Source organism: Arcticibacterium sp. SM2516, from assembly GCF_057914865.1.
In genome coordinates, this window is the sequence record NZ_CP195290.1 from 5,071,997 (window position 1) to 5,090,751 (window position 18,755).

The following is an 18,755-nucleotide window of genomic DNA, read 5'->3' on the forward strand; positions in this document are numbered from 1 at the left end:
CCTTATTTTGGAACAATTTTCAAACCAAAATCCTTTTAATGGAACGTTTCACAGGCCTTTTAGGTATAATTGTCTTACTTGGAATTGCTTTTTTAATGAGTAATAACAAGAGAAAAATTAATATTAAGCTGGTTTTGTGGGGTTTAGGTCTGCAGCTGAGCTTTGCTCTTTTAATACTCAAGACCCCTATAGGTTTACCTTTCTTTAAATTTTTCGATGTACTAATAGGGAAGCTTCTTTCTTATTCCGACGCTGGCGGTGATTTTTTGTTTAAATCTTTTGTCAGTGGTATTGTAGATTCTCCAAATATAAATTTTGCCATTCGAGTATTGCCAACCGTTATCTTTTTCTCGGCTCTAGTGTCTCTTTTTTACCATTTAGGTATTATGCAAAGAGTAGTGAAAGCTATTGCTTGGGTGGTACAAAAAACCATGGGTACTAGTGGTTCAGAGACTTTAAGTGTGGCGGGAAGTATTTTTGTGGGTCAAACGGAAGCCCCTCTTTTGGTAAAACCCTTTATAAAAGGTATGACGAAGTCGGAGCTGATGACTATCATGGTGGCAGGCTTTGCTACTATTGCAGGAGGGGTAATGGCCATTTATGTAAAAATGTTAGAAGACATTCCGGGTATAGCAGGCCACTTAATGGCGGCTTCTATTATGAATGCTCCTGCGGCATTAATTGTTGCAAAAATAATGTTTCCAGAAACGGAAGAGTCGGAAACAAAAAACTCATTAGATATTAATGTAGAGACCAGTGCCGGTAATGTGGTAGAGGCGGTAGGAGATGGTGCTGTAGATGGCCTTAAATTGGCTGCAAACATAGGTGCGATGCTGATTGCCGTGGTAGCTATTGTAGCAATGTTAGATGGTATGTTGGGTTATGCCAATACTTCATTGGCAGAAATTCTTGGAGTTGCATTTAAGCCTTTAGCGTGGACTATGGGTGTGCCATGGTCTGAAGCCAGTACGGTGGGGGGGCTTTTAGGAGAAAAAATTGTTTTGACTGAGCTGATAGCCTATGCAGACTTAAGAACAATCATGGCAGATGGACAGCTTTCTCAGCGTTCTTCCATTATAGCGAGTTATGCACTTTGTGGTTTTGCCAATTTTGCATCTATTGGCATCCAGTTGGGTGGTATTGGTGGGATTGCCCCAGAAAGAAAGAAAGATATAGCCAAATTGGCAACCAAGGCTATGATAGGCGGAGCCATTGCTTCTAACCTTACAGCATGTATTGCGGGAATTTTGATTTAACACGAACGAGGTATTAGAAAACCTGTCAATGATTTTCGGGGATGCTTTAAGTAACTGACTGATTTGCTGTCATTTAGGGTCTCATTACGATGCTCTAATACATCCTTACGGATTTAACAATAACGAAAGTTTTTTACGTTTTCCAACCTTTTTATATCTAAAGAGGTCTATATCAGTGAAAAGGGTTTTAGGGTTAAAAAGGTTGAGGGAACGCTTCACAGCAATTCCGTTCAACCTTTTTTCTTTGTCGGGTTAAATAGTTTTATTCAGTGAAAAATGTTGTGTTAGCTTTTATGCTTACCGTTCTAATGGTAGGATGTAAAAAGAATGAGGAGGAAGTTGGTCCATTTAGTTTTTTAAAAGGAAGTTCAGACGGAGCCAGTTTTGCATCTTCTGCCAGTTTCCCTTTAGGCAAGTATCGTTTATTGCATTACCATACTGGCCAGGTTGTGCCTTATGAGGTTAATTTTGAGATAAGAACTAAAAATAGTGATATAAGGGAGTATACCATTAGTGGTAAGAGTTGTCTCAATTTTTACTTTGCCACGGTAGTGGTAAGTGCTTCGCTAAATAAAATTGAATTTACGGAACTGATTAGTACCAAAATTAATGGGGAACACAGTAAAGAAAAATTCGAAAAGGACTATTTTAAAAGAATGCTTTCTGTTAGAAGCTATGAATACAGAGTAGCAGGTCAAAACTTAATTTTGTATACTTCAGAAGACTTCAAAGAGTATTTAGTTTTCACTTTAGAAAGTAATTAGCCAACCTTTTAAGGCTTTCGTTCATTAGTTTAATGTTAATTAACGCTTGATTTTAAATAATAACGATTATGAAACTTACATCAATCGCCATTTTGCTTAGCCTTAGTTTTTTTATGTGTAACTGCGAAGTGAGCAAATCGGCAGCTCCCAAAGTAGCCAATATAGAAGTGGATGCTGCTTTCTCAGAAAGAACCAATGTTTTTGCTTTCGATTTCCTAAAGACTTTGGAAGAAGAGGAGGTCAATGAAACTTTTTTTGTTTCTCCTTTAAGTCTTCATATGGCCCTAGGGATGCTATTGAACGGAGCGGATGGCACCTCTAAAGACGAATTAATAAAAACACTAAAACTCGAAGGATTTGATATGAATCTTATCAATTCAAGTTATTTAGAATTGATAGATAAACTTCCCGTTATAGATCCTAAGGTGACCAATACCTTGGCGAATTCTATGTGGCAAAGACAGGGTTTTAATGTCGAGCAAGATTTTAAAACTGTTTTGAAAGATTATTTTAAGGCACAGCTTTATGAGGAAGCTTTTGATGCTTCCACGCTAAAAAAAATCAATCAATGGGCAAGCGATAATACCAATGCTAAAATTAAAAAGGTTTTAGATGATATTTCTGGAGACCAAGTAATGTTCTTGATGAATGCCCTTTATTTCAAAGGAGATTGGGCGAGCCAATTTGATAAGGATAATACTTATAAGGAAAACTTCAATGGCAAAAATGGAATAGTGAAAGTAGATATGATGTCTAATCTAGACACCTTTGCTTTTGCGGACATGGGTACCTACCAAGTGGCAGATTTACCTTACGGAAGTGGGAAGTACGGCATGAGGGTGCTCTTACCTAAAGAGGGTGAAGTCTCTGTGTTACTCAAAAGCCTTAACCAAGAAACTTGGAGCGAGATAAACCACAAACTACAGGTTCAGAAAATTGATTTAAAACTACCCAAATTCAAAATGGAGTATGAGAAAAAGCTGAACACCATTTTGGTGAAAATGGGAATGCCGAGCTTATTTGGTCCATCTGCAGATTTATCTAAAATCTCTGGACCTGCAGGGAAAATCCAAGTCAGTTTTGTAAAACAGAATTCTTTTGTCGCAGTTGATGAAGAAGGGACTGAAGCCGCAGCAGTGACTACCATTGGGATTGAGGTCACTTCAGCACCCTTTTATCAGCCATTTACGGTCGACAAACCATTTTTGTTTTTCATATATGAAAAGGGTTCTAATACCATTCAGTTTGCCGGAAAAATACTGGATATAGAAGAATGAAAAATCTTTTAATTCTATTAAGTACCATCTTTCTCTTTGCATCATGCACGGAGGAAGATTGTTGTGTTCTTCCGCCAGATTTATCAGAATTTCATGGCGAGTGGAAGCTCATGAAGGTAGTCAACGGGTTTGCTCAGCTGGAGTTAGAAGGCGATGAGATTGGCTTTGAGGAGACCATTATTATTGATGCCGTAGCAAAAACTTTTACTAGAAAAAGGAGTGACACTCCTGAAGAAAAATCAAGATTGGAAAAGGGGAAGCAAGGAGAATTGGATGCTTTGATTTTATTAGACGAGCATATGTACCACTGGTATCATTTTGAAGAAATGGACGGGAAATATCATTTAGTCTTATATGAAAAAAGTTATGTTGATACTTATTTGGCAGATGGTTCTTCCTATTATTATTTAAAGCAATAATATAAAGTTTCTGCACGAAGTATTTTATTTCAACTTTTCTCTATAGCTTTGCGTGGCAAATAAGAGATATTTAATTATTTGCTGATGATGAACTCCTCCAAGCTTCTTTTCGAAGCACTTACCTACGACGACGTACTACTTGTTCCTGCTTATTCTGAGGTTCTTCCAAGGGATACCAGCACTGTAACCAAACTTTCAAGAAACATTTCTCTCAATATTCCTTTGCTTTCTGCAGCCATGGACACGGTTACAGAATTTGAGATGGCAGTGGCCGTAGCTCAAGAAGGCGGAATGGGAATTATTCACAAAAATATGAGCATAGCTGCCCAAGCTGAGCAAGTAAGAAAAGTGAAGCGTTCAGAAAGTGGGATGATTATAGACCCAATTACTGTAAAGAAAGGAGCTCTTTTGGGAGATGCCCTTAAACTAATGCAGGATTTTAAAGTAGGTGGCATTCCTGTAATCACCGAAGACAATACCCTTTACGGGATTGTGACTAACAGAGATTTAAGATTTCAGACGGATATGTACAAGCCGATTGAATCTGTGATGACTAAGGATAACCTTATCACAGCTTCTTTAGGTGCTTCTTTAGAAGAGGCAGAGCAAATCTTAATGGAGTATAAGATTGAGAAACTTCCTATTGTAGACAAAGACTACAAATTGGTAGGACTTATTACTTATAAAGATATTCTAAAGAAAAAAGACAGACCTAACGCTGCCAAAGATAGTTTTGGAAGGTTATTAGTTGGTGCTGCCGTTGGTGTAACAGCCGATATTGAAGATAGAGTGGCTGCATTAGTTAAAGCCGGTGTAGACTGTGTGAGTATTGATACAGCTCATGGACATCATGTGGGGGTTATTAATACACTTTCTAGAATTAAGAAGGCTTTCCCCTCAGTAGATGTTATTTGTGGAAATATAGCTACAGGTGCGGCCGCAAAAGCTTTGGTAGATGCAGGAGCGGATGCCATAAAGGTAGGTGTAGGCCCAGGAAGTATCTGTACCACTAGAATTATTGCAGGAATAGGAATGCCGCAACTAACGGCCGTTTATGAGTCTGCTAAAGCCATTGCTGGCTCTGGTGTACCAATCATTGCTGATGGAGGAATAAGGTTCTCTGGAGATGTGGTAAAAGCTTTAGCCGGAGGAGCAAGTTCTGTGATGATAGGTTCGCTTTTAGCAGGAACTGACGAAGCCCCTGGCGAAATGGTTATCTTCGAGGGACGTAAATTCAAAACATACCGAGGTATGGGTTCTGTAGAAGCTATGGAAGATGGGTCTAAAGACCGTTATTTCCAAGACGCGGAAGCGGATGTTAAAAAATTGGTACCTGAAGGAATAGTAGGAAGAGTAGCTTACAAAGGAAAAGCTGGAGAGGTACTTTACCAAATGGCTGGAGGATTGAAAGCCGGAATGGGTTATGTGGGTGCTGCAAATATTGAAGCTCTTCAGCAGGCGAAGTTTGTCAAAATTACTTCCTCAGGAATGGCAGAGAGTCATCCGCATGATGTGCAAGTGACCAGAGAGGCTCCGAATTACTCGAGATAGATAATGAAGAATAAGATTTGATAAATCAGGGGGTAGCTTTCGAGTTACCCCCTGTTTGTTTTTAAAAGAAATGATAGCAGAACAGACTAAAATATTTACGCCGCAATACATATTGCTTTGCTTGAGCTCGTTTCTGTTTTTCGCCAGCTTTAATATGCTAATTCCAGAGTTGCCAGATTATTTGAGCAGCATGGGTGGCGAAGATTATAAAGGTTTAATTATTGGTGTGTTTACTATCACGGCGGCTCTTTCCAGGCCATTTAGCGGTAAATTGACTGACAAATGGGGTAGAATACCCGTTATGGTGGTTGGGGCTTCAGTCTGTGTCATTTGTGGTTTTATATACCCTTGGGCCAATACTATCTTTTTTTTCTTATTACTTAGATTAATTCATGGTTTTTCTACCGGTTTCAAACCTACGGGAACAGCCGCTTTTATTGCCGATATAGTACCTACCACAAGGAGAGGTGAAGCCATGGGTATTTACGGTTTTGTTACCAGCACAGGCATGGCTTTCGGTCCTTATTTGGGGAGTATAGTGGCTGCAGAGTTTTCATTAAATACCCTTTTTTATACCTCTTCCGTTTTTGCATTTATGTCTGTGGCCATTCTTTTTTCTATGAAAGAAACACTACCTGAAGAGAAAAGAGAGCCTTTCTCATTTAAGCTATTTAAAATAAAGCGGACTGATATATTTCATCCAGACTTATGGCCAGTGGCGATCACGGTGTTTTTGACATCCTTTGCTTTTGGAACCATTATTACTCTTACACCAGATTTAAGCAAAATTGTGGGTGTTGATAATAAAGGTCTTTTCTTTTTGATATTCACCTTGGCATCCCTGTTTACAAGAATCTTGGGTGGCAAGATTTCCGATAATAAAGGTAGGGTTAACGTGTTGATTTTTGGAGCTGTAGTTTTGGTGATAGCCATGGGTGTGACTTCCATAACCTCGCATTATTATTACTTTATAGCAGGAGGTATTTTGTTTGGTACATCTTGGGGTTTAATTTCTCCTTCTTATCAAGCCTGGACCATCGATTTATGTTCCGAAGAAACGCGTGGCAGGGCAGTGGCCACCATGTATATTTCGTTAGAAACCGGTATAGGTCTAGGGGCAGTATTGCCAATGTTTTTATATGATAATAAACCAGAGCAAATAGGCTATGCTTTCCAGCTTTGTATGTTTATGGCTGCTTTGGCGGTGGCGTTCTTGGTTTGGTACAAAAGAAAATACAAAGTGGCTTAGCCTTTATTGATAGCTTTTCTGACCGCCTTTTGGTGATGGCGAATGTGAAAAATAAAAAACAAGCACATTTCTCTAATCGATAATTTCCCAAGAATCAGCTGCGGCAAACGCAATGTATTTAATTGCCATTCTGTCCAATTATCTAATAGCTGTATTAACTCAGCATGTACTTTTAGAAATTGTTCTTTTTCAAACTCAAGGGAGCTGTTTTCATGCATTCTAGGTTCAAAACCTGTTACGGCTGGGAATTCAGAAGTGCCATATGTTTTAGCGATCCACTCGCCGTTTCTTTGAGCCTTTAGGTTTATTCCAAATCTAAAAGGTAGGACGAGTTTAGGAGCTCGCAAAGCTTTCCTGAACACTTTGGCACCAAGCGTCAAATGAGCCATGTTTTGAGCTACAGACCATTTGTTGTTTTTCTGAAGATAGAATTCTTCTTTGCTTAAATTATCTAAGTCTGCAATGACGGAATTCACAATTTCCTGAAGAGCCTGCTTAATTTCTTTTTTGGTCATAATAATCTTCAATTTGATTAAAAGCTATGGGCCATAGCGTGTTTAGTTTTCTTCTGCGGAAAAAATTGAAATGTCCAATACCTTTCAATCCAAAGTCTTCCGGTTTAAGCCATTTAAAATCAACGGGCGTTTTGGTTTTTACATTTCTCCATAGGTTCTGCACATTTTCACGTGTGCAAATCTCATCATCGGTGGCTGTTATAACTGTAATAGGAAAACCAAAGACTTTAGGGTTATTTAGCTCAGGAATATCCATAACATTATCTGGATGATAGAAGTAGTCTGGGTATTTACACCAGCGTTTCCAAGTGTTAGTGACATTTTTCGGCATATCTTCCATGACGCCCAGAAACTTTAGTTTTGAAAATCCATAAAGCACATGAACAAGGGGTGCTATGAGGTCAAAAAATAAATGGGAGCTTAATCTTTGCCTTAAGGGCATTTCACCTCTAAATCCAGAGGAGGTGGCTATACAAACCATGCCATCGACCTCGTCAATATTTGGAACGAATGGGATTAGTTGACCACCCACGCTATGGGAGATGAAGAATAAAGGTAAATTTGGGTATTTGCTTTTTAGATAGATGATGCCAGCAGACATGTCTTTTCTACCCCAATCTAGGATGTCATAGTTACAATTTTTTAAACCTTCTTTTGGCTGAGAGGCACATACCCCTCGGTAATCATATAGTAGGCAAGCATAGTTCTTTTCTCCAAAGTATGTAGCCAAAGCCCTATAAAATTCTTTAGGTACCGCTGTGGCGGAATTGAACTGAATTATGGCTTTCGGATGCTCAGGAGCTAGTAGAATAGCGGAAAGCTCAATGCCATCAGAAGTGATAATGCTTATGTTTTGTTTTTCTATATAAACCAAACGTTCGTTATTTATAAGGTTAAATTTTTATTTCATTTTTGATAGCGTACGCACAAAGACGTCCTTGAGATACTGGTCGGTTTGATAAAGCTGGCTAAACATAACAGCTCCTTCAAATTCCATAACAGATTGTTCAGCGAGCCTTTCAGAAGTCCCTTCTGGGTATTCTTCCATATAAATGGTTTTCATGGCATTTCGCCAGGAATCAAAAATGTCTTTTAATGTGTCTTTGAAAATTACCGTTTGAGCGGCGACTTCAAGTGTTGTGTTTCCAACAATGCAACCTCCTTCTTGGGAGAGTAAAGCCTTACCGAGCTTTAAGAGCATCTTTTCCATTCTGTCTCTTGGTGATAAATTAGTATCCGTGGCCATGGAGAAAACAGCGTGATCAAGATAGCTTTGAACCGTTTTTAAAACCTCTCCCATCAAAATTTCTTTAGAGGCGAAGTAATGATAGAAGCTGCCCTTTTGTAAATCACAGGCGGTCGCCAAATCACTCATAGAAGTGTTGTAATATCCGTTCTTTCTAAAGACTTGAAGAGCGGTAGCAATGATTTCTTCTTTGTTCGTTTTTACTAAGGGCATATTTAAAGTTAGCCTTTATTTTTGTATACCAAACGAACGTTCGACAAATATTTAAAAACAAAAAAAGACCAACAGCATTGAAGCTATTGATCTTTTAAAGGTTTTTATTTGGGTTATTTAATAACTGCCGCCCACATTTTATCTGCTACAAATCTATTTCCTAAAGCATTTAAGTGAACTCTATCCGTCGTTAAGATGCCTCGGTCTTTATTTTCGGCATTATTTTTTAAATTATAAGCCAAGAAATCTTTTCTTAAATCTATCACTTGGCAGTTGTTCTTCTCTGCTAATTCTCTTATGATTTTCGAGTATTCATTGAGGTCTCCATCCTGCTGATTACTATGGTCTGTTTTTTCTCCAATAGCCGCAGGGGTACATAGTAGCACTTTAATATTTTGTTTTTGAAGCTTTTGAATGACAGCTTGATAAAACTTTTCAAACTTATCGGCGTCTGTTCCTGTACCATGGCTTGCTTTATGCCAAACATCGTTTACGCCAACAAAGAGTACGACCACATCTGGGTTTTTCGACAGCACGTCATCTTCCATTCTAAGGTATAGGTCATAGATTTTGTTGCCACCAATTCCAGCTCCCTCCAGTTCGTATTTGTCGGTCAAGTTTTTACTTTTAAGGTCTTGCTGCATTAGCGTAATATAGCCGCCTTCTCTCACACCAGCTTGAGTAATGGAGTCGCCGAAAAATATAATTTTTACGGGTTTAGACTGGAAAGAAGATGCCATGAAGAACAGTAGAGAAAGACCTAGCGTTGTAACTAATTTCATCTGGTTTGATTTGGTTTAGGGTATTAAAGTTATGCTTTCATTTTCAATTTTAGAAAGGAAAGGTAGACTACCATTTTCAAAATCAATCGGAAGTTGGTCTAAACTTATGTTTAAGTCTTCGTAACCGTAGTTCTTGTAGTCTTGGAAATACAAGTTTCCCACTTTCCTACGGTTTATGGCTTCTCTAAACCTGACACCTCCTCCATCGGTTTCGTATGAATAAGCGAGGTAATCTACAAGATTATTATCTGTATTAATCCAATATAGAAACAGATCTTGATGGTCTTCTCCACCATGGTCTTCATTAAACCATACTTTAATTTGAGCGTAGTTTTGATCTTTGATTTTGAAAAGACCTTGGTATTCCATATTAACCGCTTCGTCATTTAATCCGTATGGAAGAAAGAAGAAGTAGGCCACAGAGTTCACAGAACGCTCATATTTACCTGCTATAGAATCCGGAAGGCTAATTTCAGTATTGTTTACCAGCCTTTTAAAGCCATCGTTACTGAGAATGTCTCTGATTTCGTTGTTTAGTGAATCCTTTTGTACTCGCTGATAGGTGAAAAGGCCAGTATTATTTTCTAAATCATAATGCATTCCTCTGAAGTCAAAGCTAACATGCACATTTTTATAAGCCTGACCACCATGAGCATTGATAGCTTTTGAAATCGTTTGTTTGGCTTGGTCTGCACATGAAGAAAGAATGCCTGTAAGTACTATAAGTATATATTTCAGTTTCATTTTTATTAATTAAAAATCCCGTTTGTTAAAAATAACAAACGGGATTTTTGCAAAGATGGTTCTCGCTTATTTTAAAGCCATTTCCTCCGGCTTGAATTTAATGACCTGATTGTTAATCGGCTTTAATGAATGTAAATAGGTATAAATAGCACCAAGGTCTTCTTTTGTCATACCAGAATACATCATCCAAGGCATTACGGTCTGGAGGTCTCCTTTTTTAATATCATGAGGTACGTAAGAACTATCCGCGTAGGCCTTGAATTTTTGAATAAAGGCTTCTTCTCCTATGTTTAAACCTGTGGTAGCGTGGGGTGTAAGATTGGCAGAGTAAACAGTTCCAATATTCGGTAACTGGAAAGGCATACCTCCTCCAAACTCGGTTCCTGGGATGTTATTCCCTTTGTCATCTTTCTGGCTATGGCATTCCACGCAGGCAGCGGCATTCGTTAAATATGCCCCATATGAAATTCTATTAGTCTTAGGAGGAATCGTTTGAGGGTCTGCTGGTTTTGGGAAAGTGTTTTTTATGAGGCTAACTGGAAACACTGCACTGGATATCTTGTTTTCTACATTAACAGGTTTCAAACTTCTTACATATGCAATGATGGAATAAATATCTTCAGAAGCCATTTTGCTGTACGCTGGCCAAGGCATCACCGGGAATATTACGTCGTTTGACTTTGTTACTCCCGAAGTTATAGCCCGATATATTTCCCCATCTGTCCAATCTCCAATGCCATGTGGACTGATATTTCGAGAAATAAAAGTGCCAGGGAACCCCATTTTTTCATCAAAGACTTCACCGCCTCCAGCAAAAGTTCCAGGGGTGATGGGGCCTGAAAACTTGGAGAAATCTCTCTCTGAATGACAATCCATGCAAAGATTAACATGGTTGGCTAGATATCTTCCACGTTCTACCCGCTCTGGGGTAATCTCAACGCTTAACTTATCGGGGACATCTATGTTTGGCAATCCAAATTTTAAATATGAAATGCCGGCTGCTGCAATAACAATGATTGTAATAACAATCCACTTTAAAGTTTTGAGTAAGGTTTTCATGAGTTTTAGAGTTAATTTCTCAATGAAAATACAAAAAGGGCATCATTTTTTTTAAATTATTTTATTTAGCGGGAAATTCTAAGATTTATTAAAATGAAATGCATCTTTGAGCCATGGGAGATTTTTTTAATGTTGACAATACGCTTTTTACGGTTTTAGGTTACAACATGAGCCTTATTGAGCTTATCGCTACCATTTCGGGCGGAATAGCTGTTTGGCTTTCTGCCAGAGAGAATGTTTGGAGCTGGATAATTGGTCTAATAAACGTGGTATTGGCTTTTTTTATGTTCTTCCAAATTCAGCTATATCCAGATATGTTTTTGCAGGTGTTTTTCTTTGTGACCAACATAATAGGATTCTGGCAATGGAAGTTTCCTAAGGCTAGTGAGGCCAATGCCATTAATCAGTTAAAAATTACGAAACTAAGTGTCAGAAATTTCTCTATTCTTAGTGGTTTGGGCGTTTTTGGTACATTGCTGATGGGGTCTTTCTCTAGTAACCTTCATGAAATAGCACCTCAAATTTTCAGTATCCCTAGTGCTTTTCCGTATATGGACTCTTTTACAACGGTCATGAGCATTGTAGCCACTTTTATGCTGATTAAAAAGAAAGTAGAAGCTTGGTGGATTTGGCTAGTGGTTGACGTAATAGCTACTTATATGTATTACATCAAAGACGTTAAGTTATATTCTTTGCTATACTTTGTGTTTGTTATTATCGCAGCTTTTGGAGCAATGGAGTGGACCAAAAGGTATTTAAAACAAGAAGCTGCAGTTGCCTAGTTTACTATATGCCATTTAAGTAAGCCCAGTTTGGCTAAAAAGTAACGAACAGAAACGCCTAAAACGCCTAAGCCGTACTTTGAGCTTCTTGCAAAGTTTATAGATGAAGCTTCGTCGAAGTATTTGGTAGGGCAGGTAACCTCTGCAATCTCGTGGCCTTTCCAGAAAATCTGAGCAATGATTTCATTGTCGAAAATGAAGTCGTCATCACACTTTTCAAAATCAATGCTTCTTAAAACCTTGGCAGAATATGCTCTGTATCCTGTATGATATTCAGAGAGTTTCTGCCCTAAGAGCAAGTTCTGCGTAAAAGTAAGGAATCTATTAGCGATATATTTGTATACGGGCATTCCCCCGTTTAACGCTCCTTTTCCTAAGATTCTTGAACCAAAAACAACGGGATATAAATCTTCGCCAATGATAGACGTCATGGCCTTGATTAGTTTTGGAGTGTATTGATAATCAGGGTGTACCATGATGATGATTTCACCGCCAAGTTCTAAAGCTTTTTTATAGCAAGTCTTCTGATTGCCGCCGTATCCTTTGTTTTTTTCGTGGCTTATAACGTGCGTTATACCCAGTTTTTTGGCAACAGCCACGGTTTCGTCTGGACTGGCATCATCTACCAAAATAACTTCATCCACCACGTCCATAGGTATTTCATTAAAAGTTTTTTCTATGGTTTGTGCAGCTTTATAGGCAGGCATGACCACTATTACTTTTTTATCATTATACATTTTGGAAGGTCTCTTTGAGTTATAGTGACAAACCCATATTTCATGCCAAAGTAGTATATTTTTGAAGATAAAGATGCATTTTTGCAGCCGTAATCCGGGTAAAAATTTAATTTTTAAGAATGGAGTTATCTAACGAAATATTGTTTTTTGGTGGTTTTGCTGTTTTTGTGATTTTTGTGATGCTTTTAGATTTAGGAGCTTTTTCTAAAGGAGAATCCCACACAGTTAAGTTTAAAGAAGCGGCTAGCTGGAGTGCGGTTTGGGTAGCTTTGGCAGTTGGATTTTATTTTTTCTTACGTCACTACGGATATCTTATTCATGATATTAGTACACCCGAAAACTTGGAAGGTGTAGTGGGTCATTTTTATCAAAACTTGGATCTATCCTCCTTCTCTTATGAGGTAGCTACCCAGAAGTTCCAGAACAATATGGCCTTAGAATATATTACTGGCTATTTGGTAGAGTATTCACTTTCAGTGGATAATATTTTTGTTTTTATTTTAATTTTCAATTCCTTCGGTGTTCGCCCTAAGTATTATAAGAAAGTGTTGGTATGGGGTATTTTAGGCTCCATTGTATTGAGGTTTGTCTTTATATTCTTGGGAGCGGCTCTTATTCAGCAGTTTGAATGGATACTTTATATATTTGGTGCGTTTTTGGTTTATACGGGTATAAACATACTCTTCACAAAAGACGAAGAAGAAGAAATTGACACTAAAAAACATCCTGCGGTAAGATTGACTTCTAAGTATTTTAATGTTTACGAGAAGTTTGTTTCTGATAGATTCTTCATAAAAAATAAGTATAAAGGGAATAGAATTTTTCTTACACCACTTTTTGTAGTGATAATCGTTATTGCTTTCACGGATGTTATCTTCGCAGTGGACTCTATACCAGCTATTTTTTCAATCACTAAAGACCCTTACATCGTATTCTTTTCTAACGTTTTTGCCATTATGGGGCTTAGGTCCATGTTCTTTTTCTTAGTTAACATTATCGATATGTTCTCCTATTTGAAATATGGCTTAGGGGTTTTATTAACCTTTATAGGCGTGAAGATGTTGATTCATCATTGGCTTACAGATTGGGGTTTTAGTAACCAACATTCTTTACTGGTAATTGTAGGTATTTTAGTTATCAGTATTGTGGCTTCTCTACTTTTTCCTCCAAAAGATGAAGCTGAGGTAAAGGTCTAACCCACCAGTTTCGGCTCCATATTTTTTGGAAAAACCATCCTTTGTGCTTCAGCATAATGGGTAAGTAGGCAAAAGATTCTTTGATAGATTCGGCAGCATAAAATTGCTCGTCGTCTGTCAGAATGAGTTTTTCATATTTGCCGTCTTGAATCATGGTTAGATCGGCAAATGGAAGTTCAGTCGCAAAATCCTTATTGGAATTTATGATTTCATTTTTAAGCATTCTTGTCCAAGAAACATTTGAAGAGCTTGGAAGGCTAGCTTTAAAAGAGCCATTAGCTACTAGCTGTGCATATTCCAGATAGGCTTTTAACAGTTTGGGGCCTTCATGAGCACTATTTTCTACTTTTAGTTCTGCAGGATTAATACTGCATACTATTTTGATCTTCTCACGGGCTCTGGTAATGGCCACATTCAACCTGTTTTCTCCACCTTGCTGGTTTAAACTTCCAAAGTTCATTAATAACTTACCGTCTAGATTTGGGGCATAGCCAATGGAGAATATGACAATGTCAAATTCGTCTCCTTGTATGTTTTCAATGTTTTTGACCGTAAGATTTTTCACTTTTTGTGTTAAATCCTGAATTAGATCCGCTTGAAGAAAGTTGAAGGTGACCACGCCAATGGTCTTCTTTTGGCTGTATTCTCTTATACTTTCTACCAATTCCAATACTTTATTGGCTTCTATTAGATTCTGATTATTTTGCCAAACGCCAGATACTTTTATAAAGTCAATAGCCGCATGACCATCATTTAATTCTAAGAAATTGGGAAGTAATTTGAGTTTACTGTCATAGAAATGTTTGTTAGAAAAGTCAATTAAATCTAAGGACTTACTTCTGTAGTGTCCTCTAAGGATAGTTTGCGGAAGGAAATGAGCTGAAAAGTCCAATAAAGATTCTACTTCCATGAGAGCGTCATCTTCCGTTTCTTCATCCATTTTTATTCTATAGAGGTCGTTAGGTTGCAGCTGCTTGCTGTCACCTGCTACCACCACTTGTTTCCCCCTGAGCATTCCTGGAATCCCCTTTTCAGCAAAACATTGAGAAGCTTCATCGAAAATGATTAAGTCAAACTGCTCTTTCGAAAATAAGGGAAATATAGCGGACACCGTTTCAGGAGAAGCCATCCAGCATGGCACCAAATCAAAAAGCTCGGTTTTGAAATTAGAGAGTAACTTTCTCACGGGCCATATTTGACGTTTTTTGGTGGTTTGGTGATAAAGTTCTCTGTAGGTGGTGTAGTTGCCTAGTCTATTTTTTTCAATGTTTTTATACGTGTTTTCTCTAAGTTTAATGAGAAGGTACTCGTTGCTATATTTTTGCTTTTTTAGAATTAGGCTTTGCAGCTCTTCCTCCCATAATTCCATTTGCAATGAGCTGACACTACGAAGAATGGGTGATTTTTGCTCCAAATCTTCAATGAAATGTATAAATAGACATTGTCTGAAATGAAAGGTATAATCTTCTCTAAAATGATCTTTGCAGAGTAAATAGCACTTTTTCTCTATAGCAGATAATTCTGCAAAAACCTTGTCTCTTCCACAAATGTTGTCAAAATGTGTATCTAGATAAGTTTCATTTTTCTTATGATTAGCAGGTATAATGTCTTCTATCTGTTCTAAGGAAAGATATTTCTGCCAAATAGACTTATTGGTTTCAATACCCTTAATTAGATTTCTCCAATTGGACATTTCAGATTCTAGACTTTTTTTATCCGTGAGCTTGATATCTCTCTTGGCTTTGGATTTTAATTGTTCTAGGAAAGTATGACAGCTCTGCTGAAATGCTAGTTCCTGCTTTAATTCTACCCCATCAAAGCATTCTCTTTCAAGGTTTATTGCTTTCCCAATTTCATTGATGCGAATAAGTTCATCTAGGTTTTGAAGGAGGACTCCGAAATTTCTTGGATTGGGCTCAAAATTAAATTCTTCTAAATAACCAAAAGCCACTTGTTTGTTTTTGGAGAATGTATTCCACAGAAAACGAGAAAGAACATTTGAACTAGCCAATTTTACCTCACTAATAAACGCTCTTAATTCCGTAATCTTTTGGGACGAATGGTATGACTCGGGCAAAGCAATGGTATTAAGTGCTTCAACCTCCGTTATTAAGCTGCTAAGCTTTTTCTTAAGGTTTCCATTTTGCGTGGCAGCGAGTAAAATTTTAAAAGATTTTTCAGAATTGAAATTCTGGAAAAAAGATTTAACGAGCTCACTTTCGGAGTCTACTTCTAAAGAAAATGGTTCTCCTAGCTCATTTAGACCTTTCTTAGCATGAACAATTTGTGAAAGAGATTTATGAATAGTTTCTAAATCTTTAAGGGCAAAATTGGTAAATGGTTTTCTTTGCTGCCAGAAAGAATAGGCTTCTGTATCTTCTAAAAAAAGCTTATGGTACCTTTCTAAGGTAGCTAGTTTATGCGTAAAAACGTCTAAACTATCAAAGTGGAAAAAAGAGAAAGTATCACTTAAATCTAACTCTTTTGCGGTTTGGTGATCCGCCATTAAGTATAACTCCTTGACCGATTTCCCATAAACGGAAGTATCGAAAAGAGCTGTTTTATATGCTGTGAGTTCTTTTACTAAATGATCAATTTTTTTACAGGAAGCATCAAATTCCCTTTCGAGAAAAATGGCATTTAAGCTCTGGTTTTGATGTTTATAAGGGAGTATATTGTCAACTTGTGAACTGATTTTTTTATAAAGAAGATTTCTGTCAGATTGAAAATCATGAATTAGGGCAGAGAATTTATCCATACCTATTTCTTCCAGTCTCTTATAAACAGTATCTATTGCCGCTCTTTTTTGGCATATCAGCAGTACCTTTTTCCCATCTGCGGCATAATCGGCCATGAGGTTACAGATAAGTTGTGATTTTCCTGTCCCAGGAGGGCCTTGAATCACGAGGGACTTGCCAGATTTAATTTGTCTTATGGCTTCTTCTTGAGAGGCATCTACAGGAAAAGGGAGGTGTAAGTCCTGCTCTCGTATTTTCTCTTTTAATGGAGCATCTTTGAAAAGATAATCTTCAACAGGACCTTGAAATTTGGCGAGCCCGTCGGATATCAACTGGTCATAATCTGCGGCTATATATGAACCCGTTTGGGGGAATATGCCTAATACAGCTTGAGGCTCGAGTTTAAGTTCTCCAATTTTAATAGACTCTAAATCTTCCTTTTTCAGGGTTTCAAAAGGTTTTAAGCTTTGTGTGAAAAGTTCAGAGTTAAAATTTATTTCTAGTTTACTGTCTTTTAGGAATTCGTAAAGCTGGGTAAGAAAAACCAGGGGCTCATGTCCGAAATCTTCAAAACTAAAATTGAAAAATTCTTCGTCAATAAATGTCTTATTGAATTGGCTGTATGCTAAAAGAAAGGTTTTGTTTAGCGATACTGTGGCTTCTTTTTTCTCTAAAAACCACTTGTTATCATGTAATTCTAGATTCACTGGAAAAAATAGCAAGGGACATCTAATCAAAGTGCCATCTACGAGCTTTCCGGTAATGAAAAGATATCCAACGTATAAATCTTCTGCCCCTCTTTCTTCTTTTAATAGATTGTCTGTTTTCCAGATTTTCCTTAGGTGTTGACTTATAAGATTCGTTTTTCCGTCTCTTGGATCTATGCTATGGCATAGTTCAATTCTTTTTTTAGAGGCAATGAGATCATTCAAAATGGATCCACTATTGATAAGGTCAAGTTCTCGGAGGTCAATAAATTGACGGAGAATAGGCCTTAATAGTAATAGAGAGCGATTTTTTGACGTAAGGTTAGTAAGCCTTTTTTTATATGTTATAAGCAGTTTTAACATTCAATGACGGTGCAATGAAATAGAATTTACAAAAGTATAATCAAATAGCTTACCATAATTTATTAATAGATAGGTATTTCTACAAATTAGTAAGGCTCATGAGGTTACAGCCCCTAATGTCTGAGTTGTCAAACCTCCCTAAAACATTAAAATACTCATAATCTTCAGAAAAACTACCAAGGTCTTGGGTTTCTATAAAGCTACATGAATCTATATTAGCCAAGTCTATCACATTAATACCACCCGTTTTTCGGTATTTATTTTTCGGTGCTGGTGTTTGACCGATTTTGAAACTTGGTAAATAACTAAGTGGGTCGTTTACTTCTCTTAGCAATACCTTCATAGTGGCGGAGGTTTTAAACCAACCGTTGCCTTTGGAGTAAGCTTGTGAGAGCAGTTCAGTCATTCCATATTCAGAATGAATGTCAGAAATATGAAATACGCTTTTCAATTCATCATGCACCTCTTCTCTCAGCATTTCTTTTCTTTTTCCTTTCATGCCACCCGTCTCCATTACGATTAGTCTATCAGGGTTATCCAGCATTAGATCTTTATCTTCACATAAATCTAGTAATGCAAAAGTGACACCTAAGAGAAGTATTTTTCTGTTGGAATCGGGGTCGTTTAAAAGTGACTTTAATTTAGCAATGAGTTCTTTTTGGTTATGAAGGTAAAAGCCTGAATCTGCTGAAAAGGATTTGTATATAAAACTTTGAACCATATACACCAAAGAGGAATTGTTCCGCTCAAGGTAATTGGGTAAAAGGGCTAAAATGTGATAATCCGTTACTGGGCCATACTCGGCCTCAAATGTTTTCAAGCTAAGGTATTCGTATAATGGAAGGTCAGAGACGAAATGTTTTGAGTTTATAGAACCCGTTGTGCCACTGCTTTCAAAAACTTGCTGGACATTGTCTTTACCCGTTGAAATTTGATGAGACTTAAAAAATGAAATGGGTAAACAAGGTATTTTTTCGAGATGAGAAACTTTTGAAGGTTTTACACCAAGGTTTTTTAGGAATGCTTTGTAAATTGGATTCTGTTCCGCTTGAAACTTAAAAATTTCTAAAGCCAACGGCTCAAAATTTTGGTCGTTTTCTGAAAGTGAAATAACAGCAGCTTTGAGATCTTTTTTAAGGTTCACTAATGGGCAATGG

Annotated in this window: 17 protein-coding genes; 8 read left to right on the forward strand and 9 right to left on the reverse strand. The window is 37.5% G+C overall.

Annotated elements, in window-relative coordinates; all coding sequences use genetic code 11:
- Positions 1–38: 38 nt before the first annotated feature.
- The 6 genes from ACSBFT_RS20820 (at position 39) to ACSBFT_RS20845 (ending at position 6,516) form a co-directional block, all read left to right on the forward strand.
- Positions 39–1,256, forward strand: a complete 1,218-nt coding sequence (locus tag ACSBFT_RS20820) for a NupC/NupG family nucleoside CNT transporter (protein ID WP_463045481.1) — start codon at positions 39–41, stop codon at positions 1,254–1,256.
- Between the two features lie 269 nt (positions 1,257–1,525).
- Entirely contained in the window at positions 1,526–2,020 is a 495-nt protein-coding gene (locus ACSBFT_RS20825; RefSeq protein ID WP_489602285.1) for an META domain-containing protein, read from the forward strand.
- Between the two features lie 68 nt (positions 2,021–2,088).
- Complete coding sequence (locus tag ACSBFT_RS20830) at positions 2,089–3,297, forward strand: serpin family protein (RefSeq protein ID WP_489602286.1); 1,209 nt, start codon at positions 2,089–2,091, stop codon at positions 3,295–3,297.
- Positions 3,294–3,716: a hypothetical protein gene (locus tag ACSBFT_RS20835; RefSeq protein ID WP_489602287.1), complete on the forward strand. Its 423-nt coding sequence runs from the start codon at positions 3,294–3,296 to the stop codon at positions 3,714–3,716. The genes ACSBFT_RS20830 and ACSBFT_RS20835 overlap by 4 nt, the downstream gene beginning before the upstream one ends.
- A gap of 84 nt (positions 3,717–3,800) precedes the next feature.
- Positions 3,801–5,267 carry an IMP dehydrogenase gene (guaB, locus tag ACSBFT_RS20840; protein ID WP_489602288.1) on the forward strand — a complete coding sequence of 489 codons (1,467 nt, stop codon included), beginning with the start codon at positions 3,801–3,803 and terminating at the stop codon, positions 5,265–5,267.
- A gap of 70 nt (positions 5,268–5,337) precedes the next feature.
- Entirely contained in the window at positions 5,338–6,516 is a 1,179-nt protein-coding gene (locus ACSBFT_RS20845; RefSeq protein ID WP_489602289.1) for an MFS transporter, read from the forward strand.
- On the opposite strand, the gene ACSBFT_RS20850 is transcribed toward ACSBFT_RS20845, so the two are convergent.
- The 6 genes from ACSBFT_RS20850 to ACSBFT_RS20875 all read right to left on the reverse strand — a co-directional run bounded on the left by ACSBFT_RS20850 (position 6,513) and on the right by ACSBFT_RS20875 (position 11,075).
- On the reverse strand, positions 6,513–7,031 hold the full coding sequence (locus ACSBFT_RS20850; RefSeq protein ID WP_489602290.1) for a DinB family protein: 519 nt from the start codon (positions 7,029–7,031) through the stop codon (positions 6,513–6,515). The two genes, ACSBFT_RS20845 and ACSBFT_RS20850, sit on opposite strands and share 4 nt — an antisense overlap.
- Positions 7,012–7,905, reverse strand: coding sequence for an alpha/beta hydrolase family protein (locus ACSBFT_RS20855; RefSeq protein WP_489602291.1), 894 nt, complete (start codon positions 7,903–7,905; stop codon positions 7,012–7,014). Before ACSBFT_RS20855 ends, ACSBFT_RS20850 begins: the two co-directional genes overlap by 20 nt.
- A gap of 27 nt (positions 7,906–7,932) precedes the next feature.
- Positions 7,933–8,490: a TetR/AcrR family transcriptional regulator gene (locus ACSBFT_RS20860; protein WP_463045489.1), complete on the reverse strand. Its 558-nt coding sequence runs from the start codon at positions 8,488–8,490 to the stop codon at positions 7,933–7,935.
- Between the two features lie 113 nt (positions 8,491–8,603).
- Positions 8,604–9,272: an SGNH/GDSL hydrolase family protein gene (locus ACSBFT_RS20865; RefSeq protein WP_463045490.1), complete on the reverse strand. Its 669-nt coding sequence runs from the start codon at positions 9,270–9,272 to the stop codon at positions 8,604–8,606.
- Between the two features lie 15 nt (positions 9,273–9,287).
- Positions 9,288–10,016, reverse strand: coding sequence for a DUF6503 family protein (locus tag ACSBFT_RS20870; protein WP_489602292.1), 729 nt, complete (start codon positions 10,014–10,016; stop codon positions 9,288–9,290).
- A 66-nt stretch (positions 10,017–10,082) separates the two neighbouring features.
- On the reverse strand, positions 10,083–11,075 hold the full coding sequence (locus ACSBFT_RS20875; RefSeq protein ID WP_489602293.1) for a c-type cytochrome: 993 nt from the start codon (positions 11,073–11,075) through the stop codon (positions 10,083–10,085).
- A 113-nt stretch (positions 11,076–11,188) separates the two neighbouring features.
- On the opposite strand from ACSBFT_RS20875, the gene pnuC reads away from it, so the two are divergent.
- Entirely contained in the window at positions 11,189–11,857 is a 669-nt protein-coding gene (gene pnuC, locus ACSBFT_RS20880; protein ID WP_489602294.1) for a nicotinamide riboside transporter PnuC, read from the forward strand.
- Here pnuC and ACSBFT_RS20885 read toward each other — a convergent pair.
- Positions 11,854–12,594 carry a glycosyltransferase family 2 protein gene (locus ACSBFT_RS20885; RefSeq protein ID WP_489602295.1) on the reverse strand — a complete coding sequence of 247 codons (741 nt, stop codon included), beginning with the start codon at positions 12,592–12,594 and terminating at the stop codon, positions 11,854–11,856. The genes pnuC and ACSBFT_RS20885 overlap by 4 nt on opposite strands.
- Positions 12,595–12,713: 119 nt before the next feature.
- Here ACSBFT_RS20885 and ACSBFT_RS20890 point away from each other — a divergent pair, with 119 nt between their 5' ends.
- The gene (locus ACSBFT_RS20890; protein WP_489602296.1) at positions 12,714–13,790 is read left to right on the forward strand and encodes a TerC/Alx family metal homeostasis membrane protein; all 1,077 of its coding nucleotides are present in this window, start codon (positions 12,714–12,716) and stop codon (positions 13,788–13,790) included.
- Here ACSBFT_RS20890 and ACSBFT_RS20895 read toward each other — a convergent pair.
- Entirely contained in the window at positions 13,732–17,598 is a 3,867-nt protein-coding gene (locus tag ACSBFT_RS20895; protein WP_489602297.1) for an AAA domain-containing protein, read from the reverse strand. The two genes, ACSBFT_RS20890 and ACSBFT_RS20895, sit on opposite strands and share 59 nt — an antisense overlap.
- A 79-nt stretch (positions 17,599–17,677) precedes the next feature.
- Positions 17,678–18,742 (reverse strand): long-chain-fatty-acid--protein ligase, encoded by a 1,065-nt coding sequence (locus ACSBFT_RS20900; protein ID WP_489602298.1) that lies wholly within the window; start codon positions 18,740–18,742, stop codon positions 17,678–17,680.
- Between the last annotated feature and the right edge of the window lie 13 nt (positions 18,743–18,755).

Coding starts and splice junctions, on each gene's coding strand:
- ACSBFT_RS20820 (WP_463045481.1), top strand. CDS start 39: ATGGAACGTTTCACAGGCCTTTTAGGTATAATTGTCTTACTTGGAATT.
- ACSBFT_RS20830 (WP_489602286.1), top strand. CDS start 2,089: ATGAAACTTACATCAATCGCCATTTTGCTTAGCCTTAGTTTTTTTATG.
- ACSBFT_RS20835 (WP_489602287.1), top strand. CDS start 3,294: ATGAAAAATCTTTTAATTCTATTAAGTACCATCTTTCTCTTTGCATCA.
- guaB (WP_489602288.1), top strand. CDS start 3,801: ATGATGAACTCCTCCAAGCTTCTTTTCGAAGCACTTACCTACGACGAC.
- ACSBFT_RS20845 (WP_489602289.1), top strand. CDS start 5,338: ATGATAGCAGAACAGACTAAAATATTTACGCCGCAATACATATTGCTT.
- ACSBFT_RS20850 (WP_489602290.1), bottom strand. CDS start 7,031: ATGACCAAAAAAGAAATTAAGCAGGCTCTTCAGGAAATTGTGAATTCC.
- ACSBFT_RS20860 (WP_463045489.1), bottom strand. CDS start 8,490: ATGCCCTTAGTAAAAACGAACAAAGAAGAAATCATTGCTACCGCTCTT.
- ACSBFT_RS20865 (WP_463045490.1), bottom strand. CDS start 9,272: ATGAAATTAGTTACAACGCTAGGTCTTTCTCTACTGTTCTTCATGGCA.
- ACSBFT_RS20870 (WP_489602292.1), bottom strand. CDS start 10,016: ATGAAACTGAAATATATACTTATAGTACTTACAGGCATTCTTTCTTCA.
- ACSBFT_RS20875 (WP_489602293.1), bottom strand. CDS start 11,075: ATGAAAACCTTACTCAAAACTTTAAAGTGGATTGTTATTACAATCATT.
- pnuC (WP_489602294.1), top strand. CDS start 11,189: ATGGGAGATTTTTTTAATGTTGACAATACGCTTTTTACGGTTTTAGGT.
- ACSBFT_RS20885 (WP_489602295.1), bottom strand. CDS start 12,594: ATGTATAATGATAAAAAAGTAATAGTGGTCATGCCTGCCTATAAAGCT.
- ACSBFT_RS20890 (WP_489602296.1), top strand. CDS start 12,714: ATGGAGTTATCTAACGAAATATTGTTTTTTGGTGGTTTTGCTGTTTTT.
- ACSBFT_RS20895 (WP_489602297.1), bottom strand. CDS start 17,598: ATGTTAAAACTGCTTATAACATATAAAAAAAGGCTTACTAACCTTACG.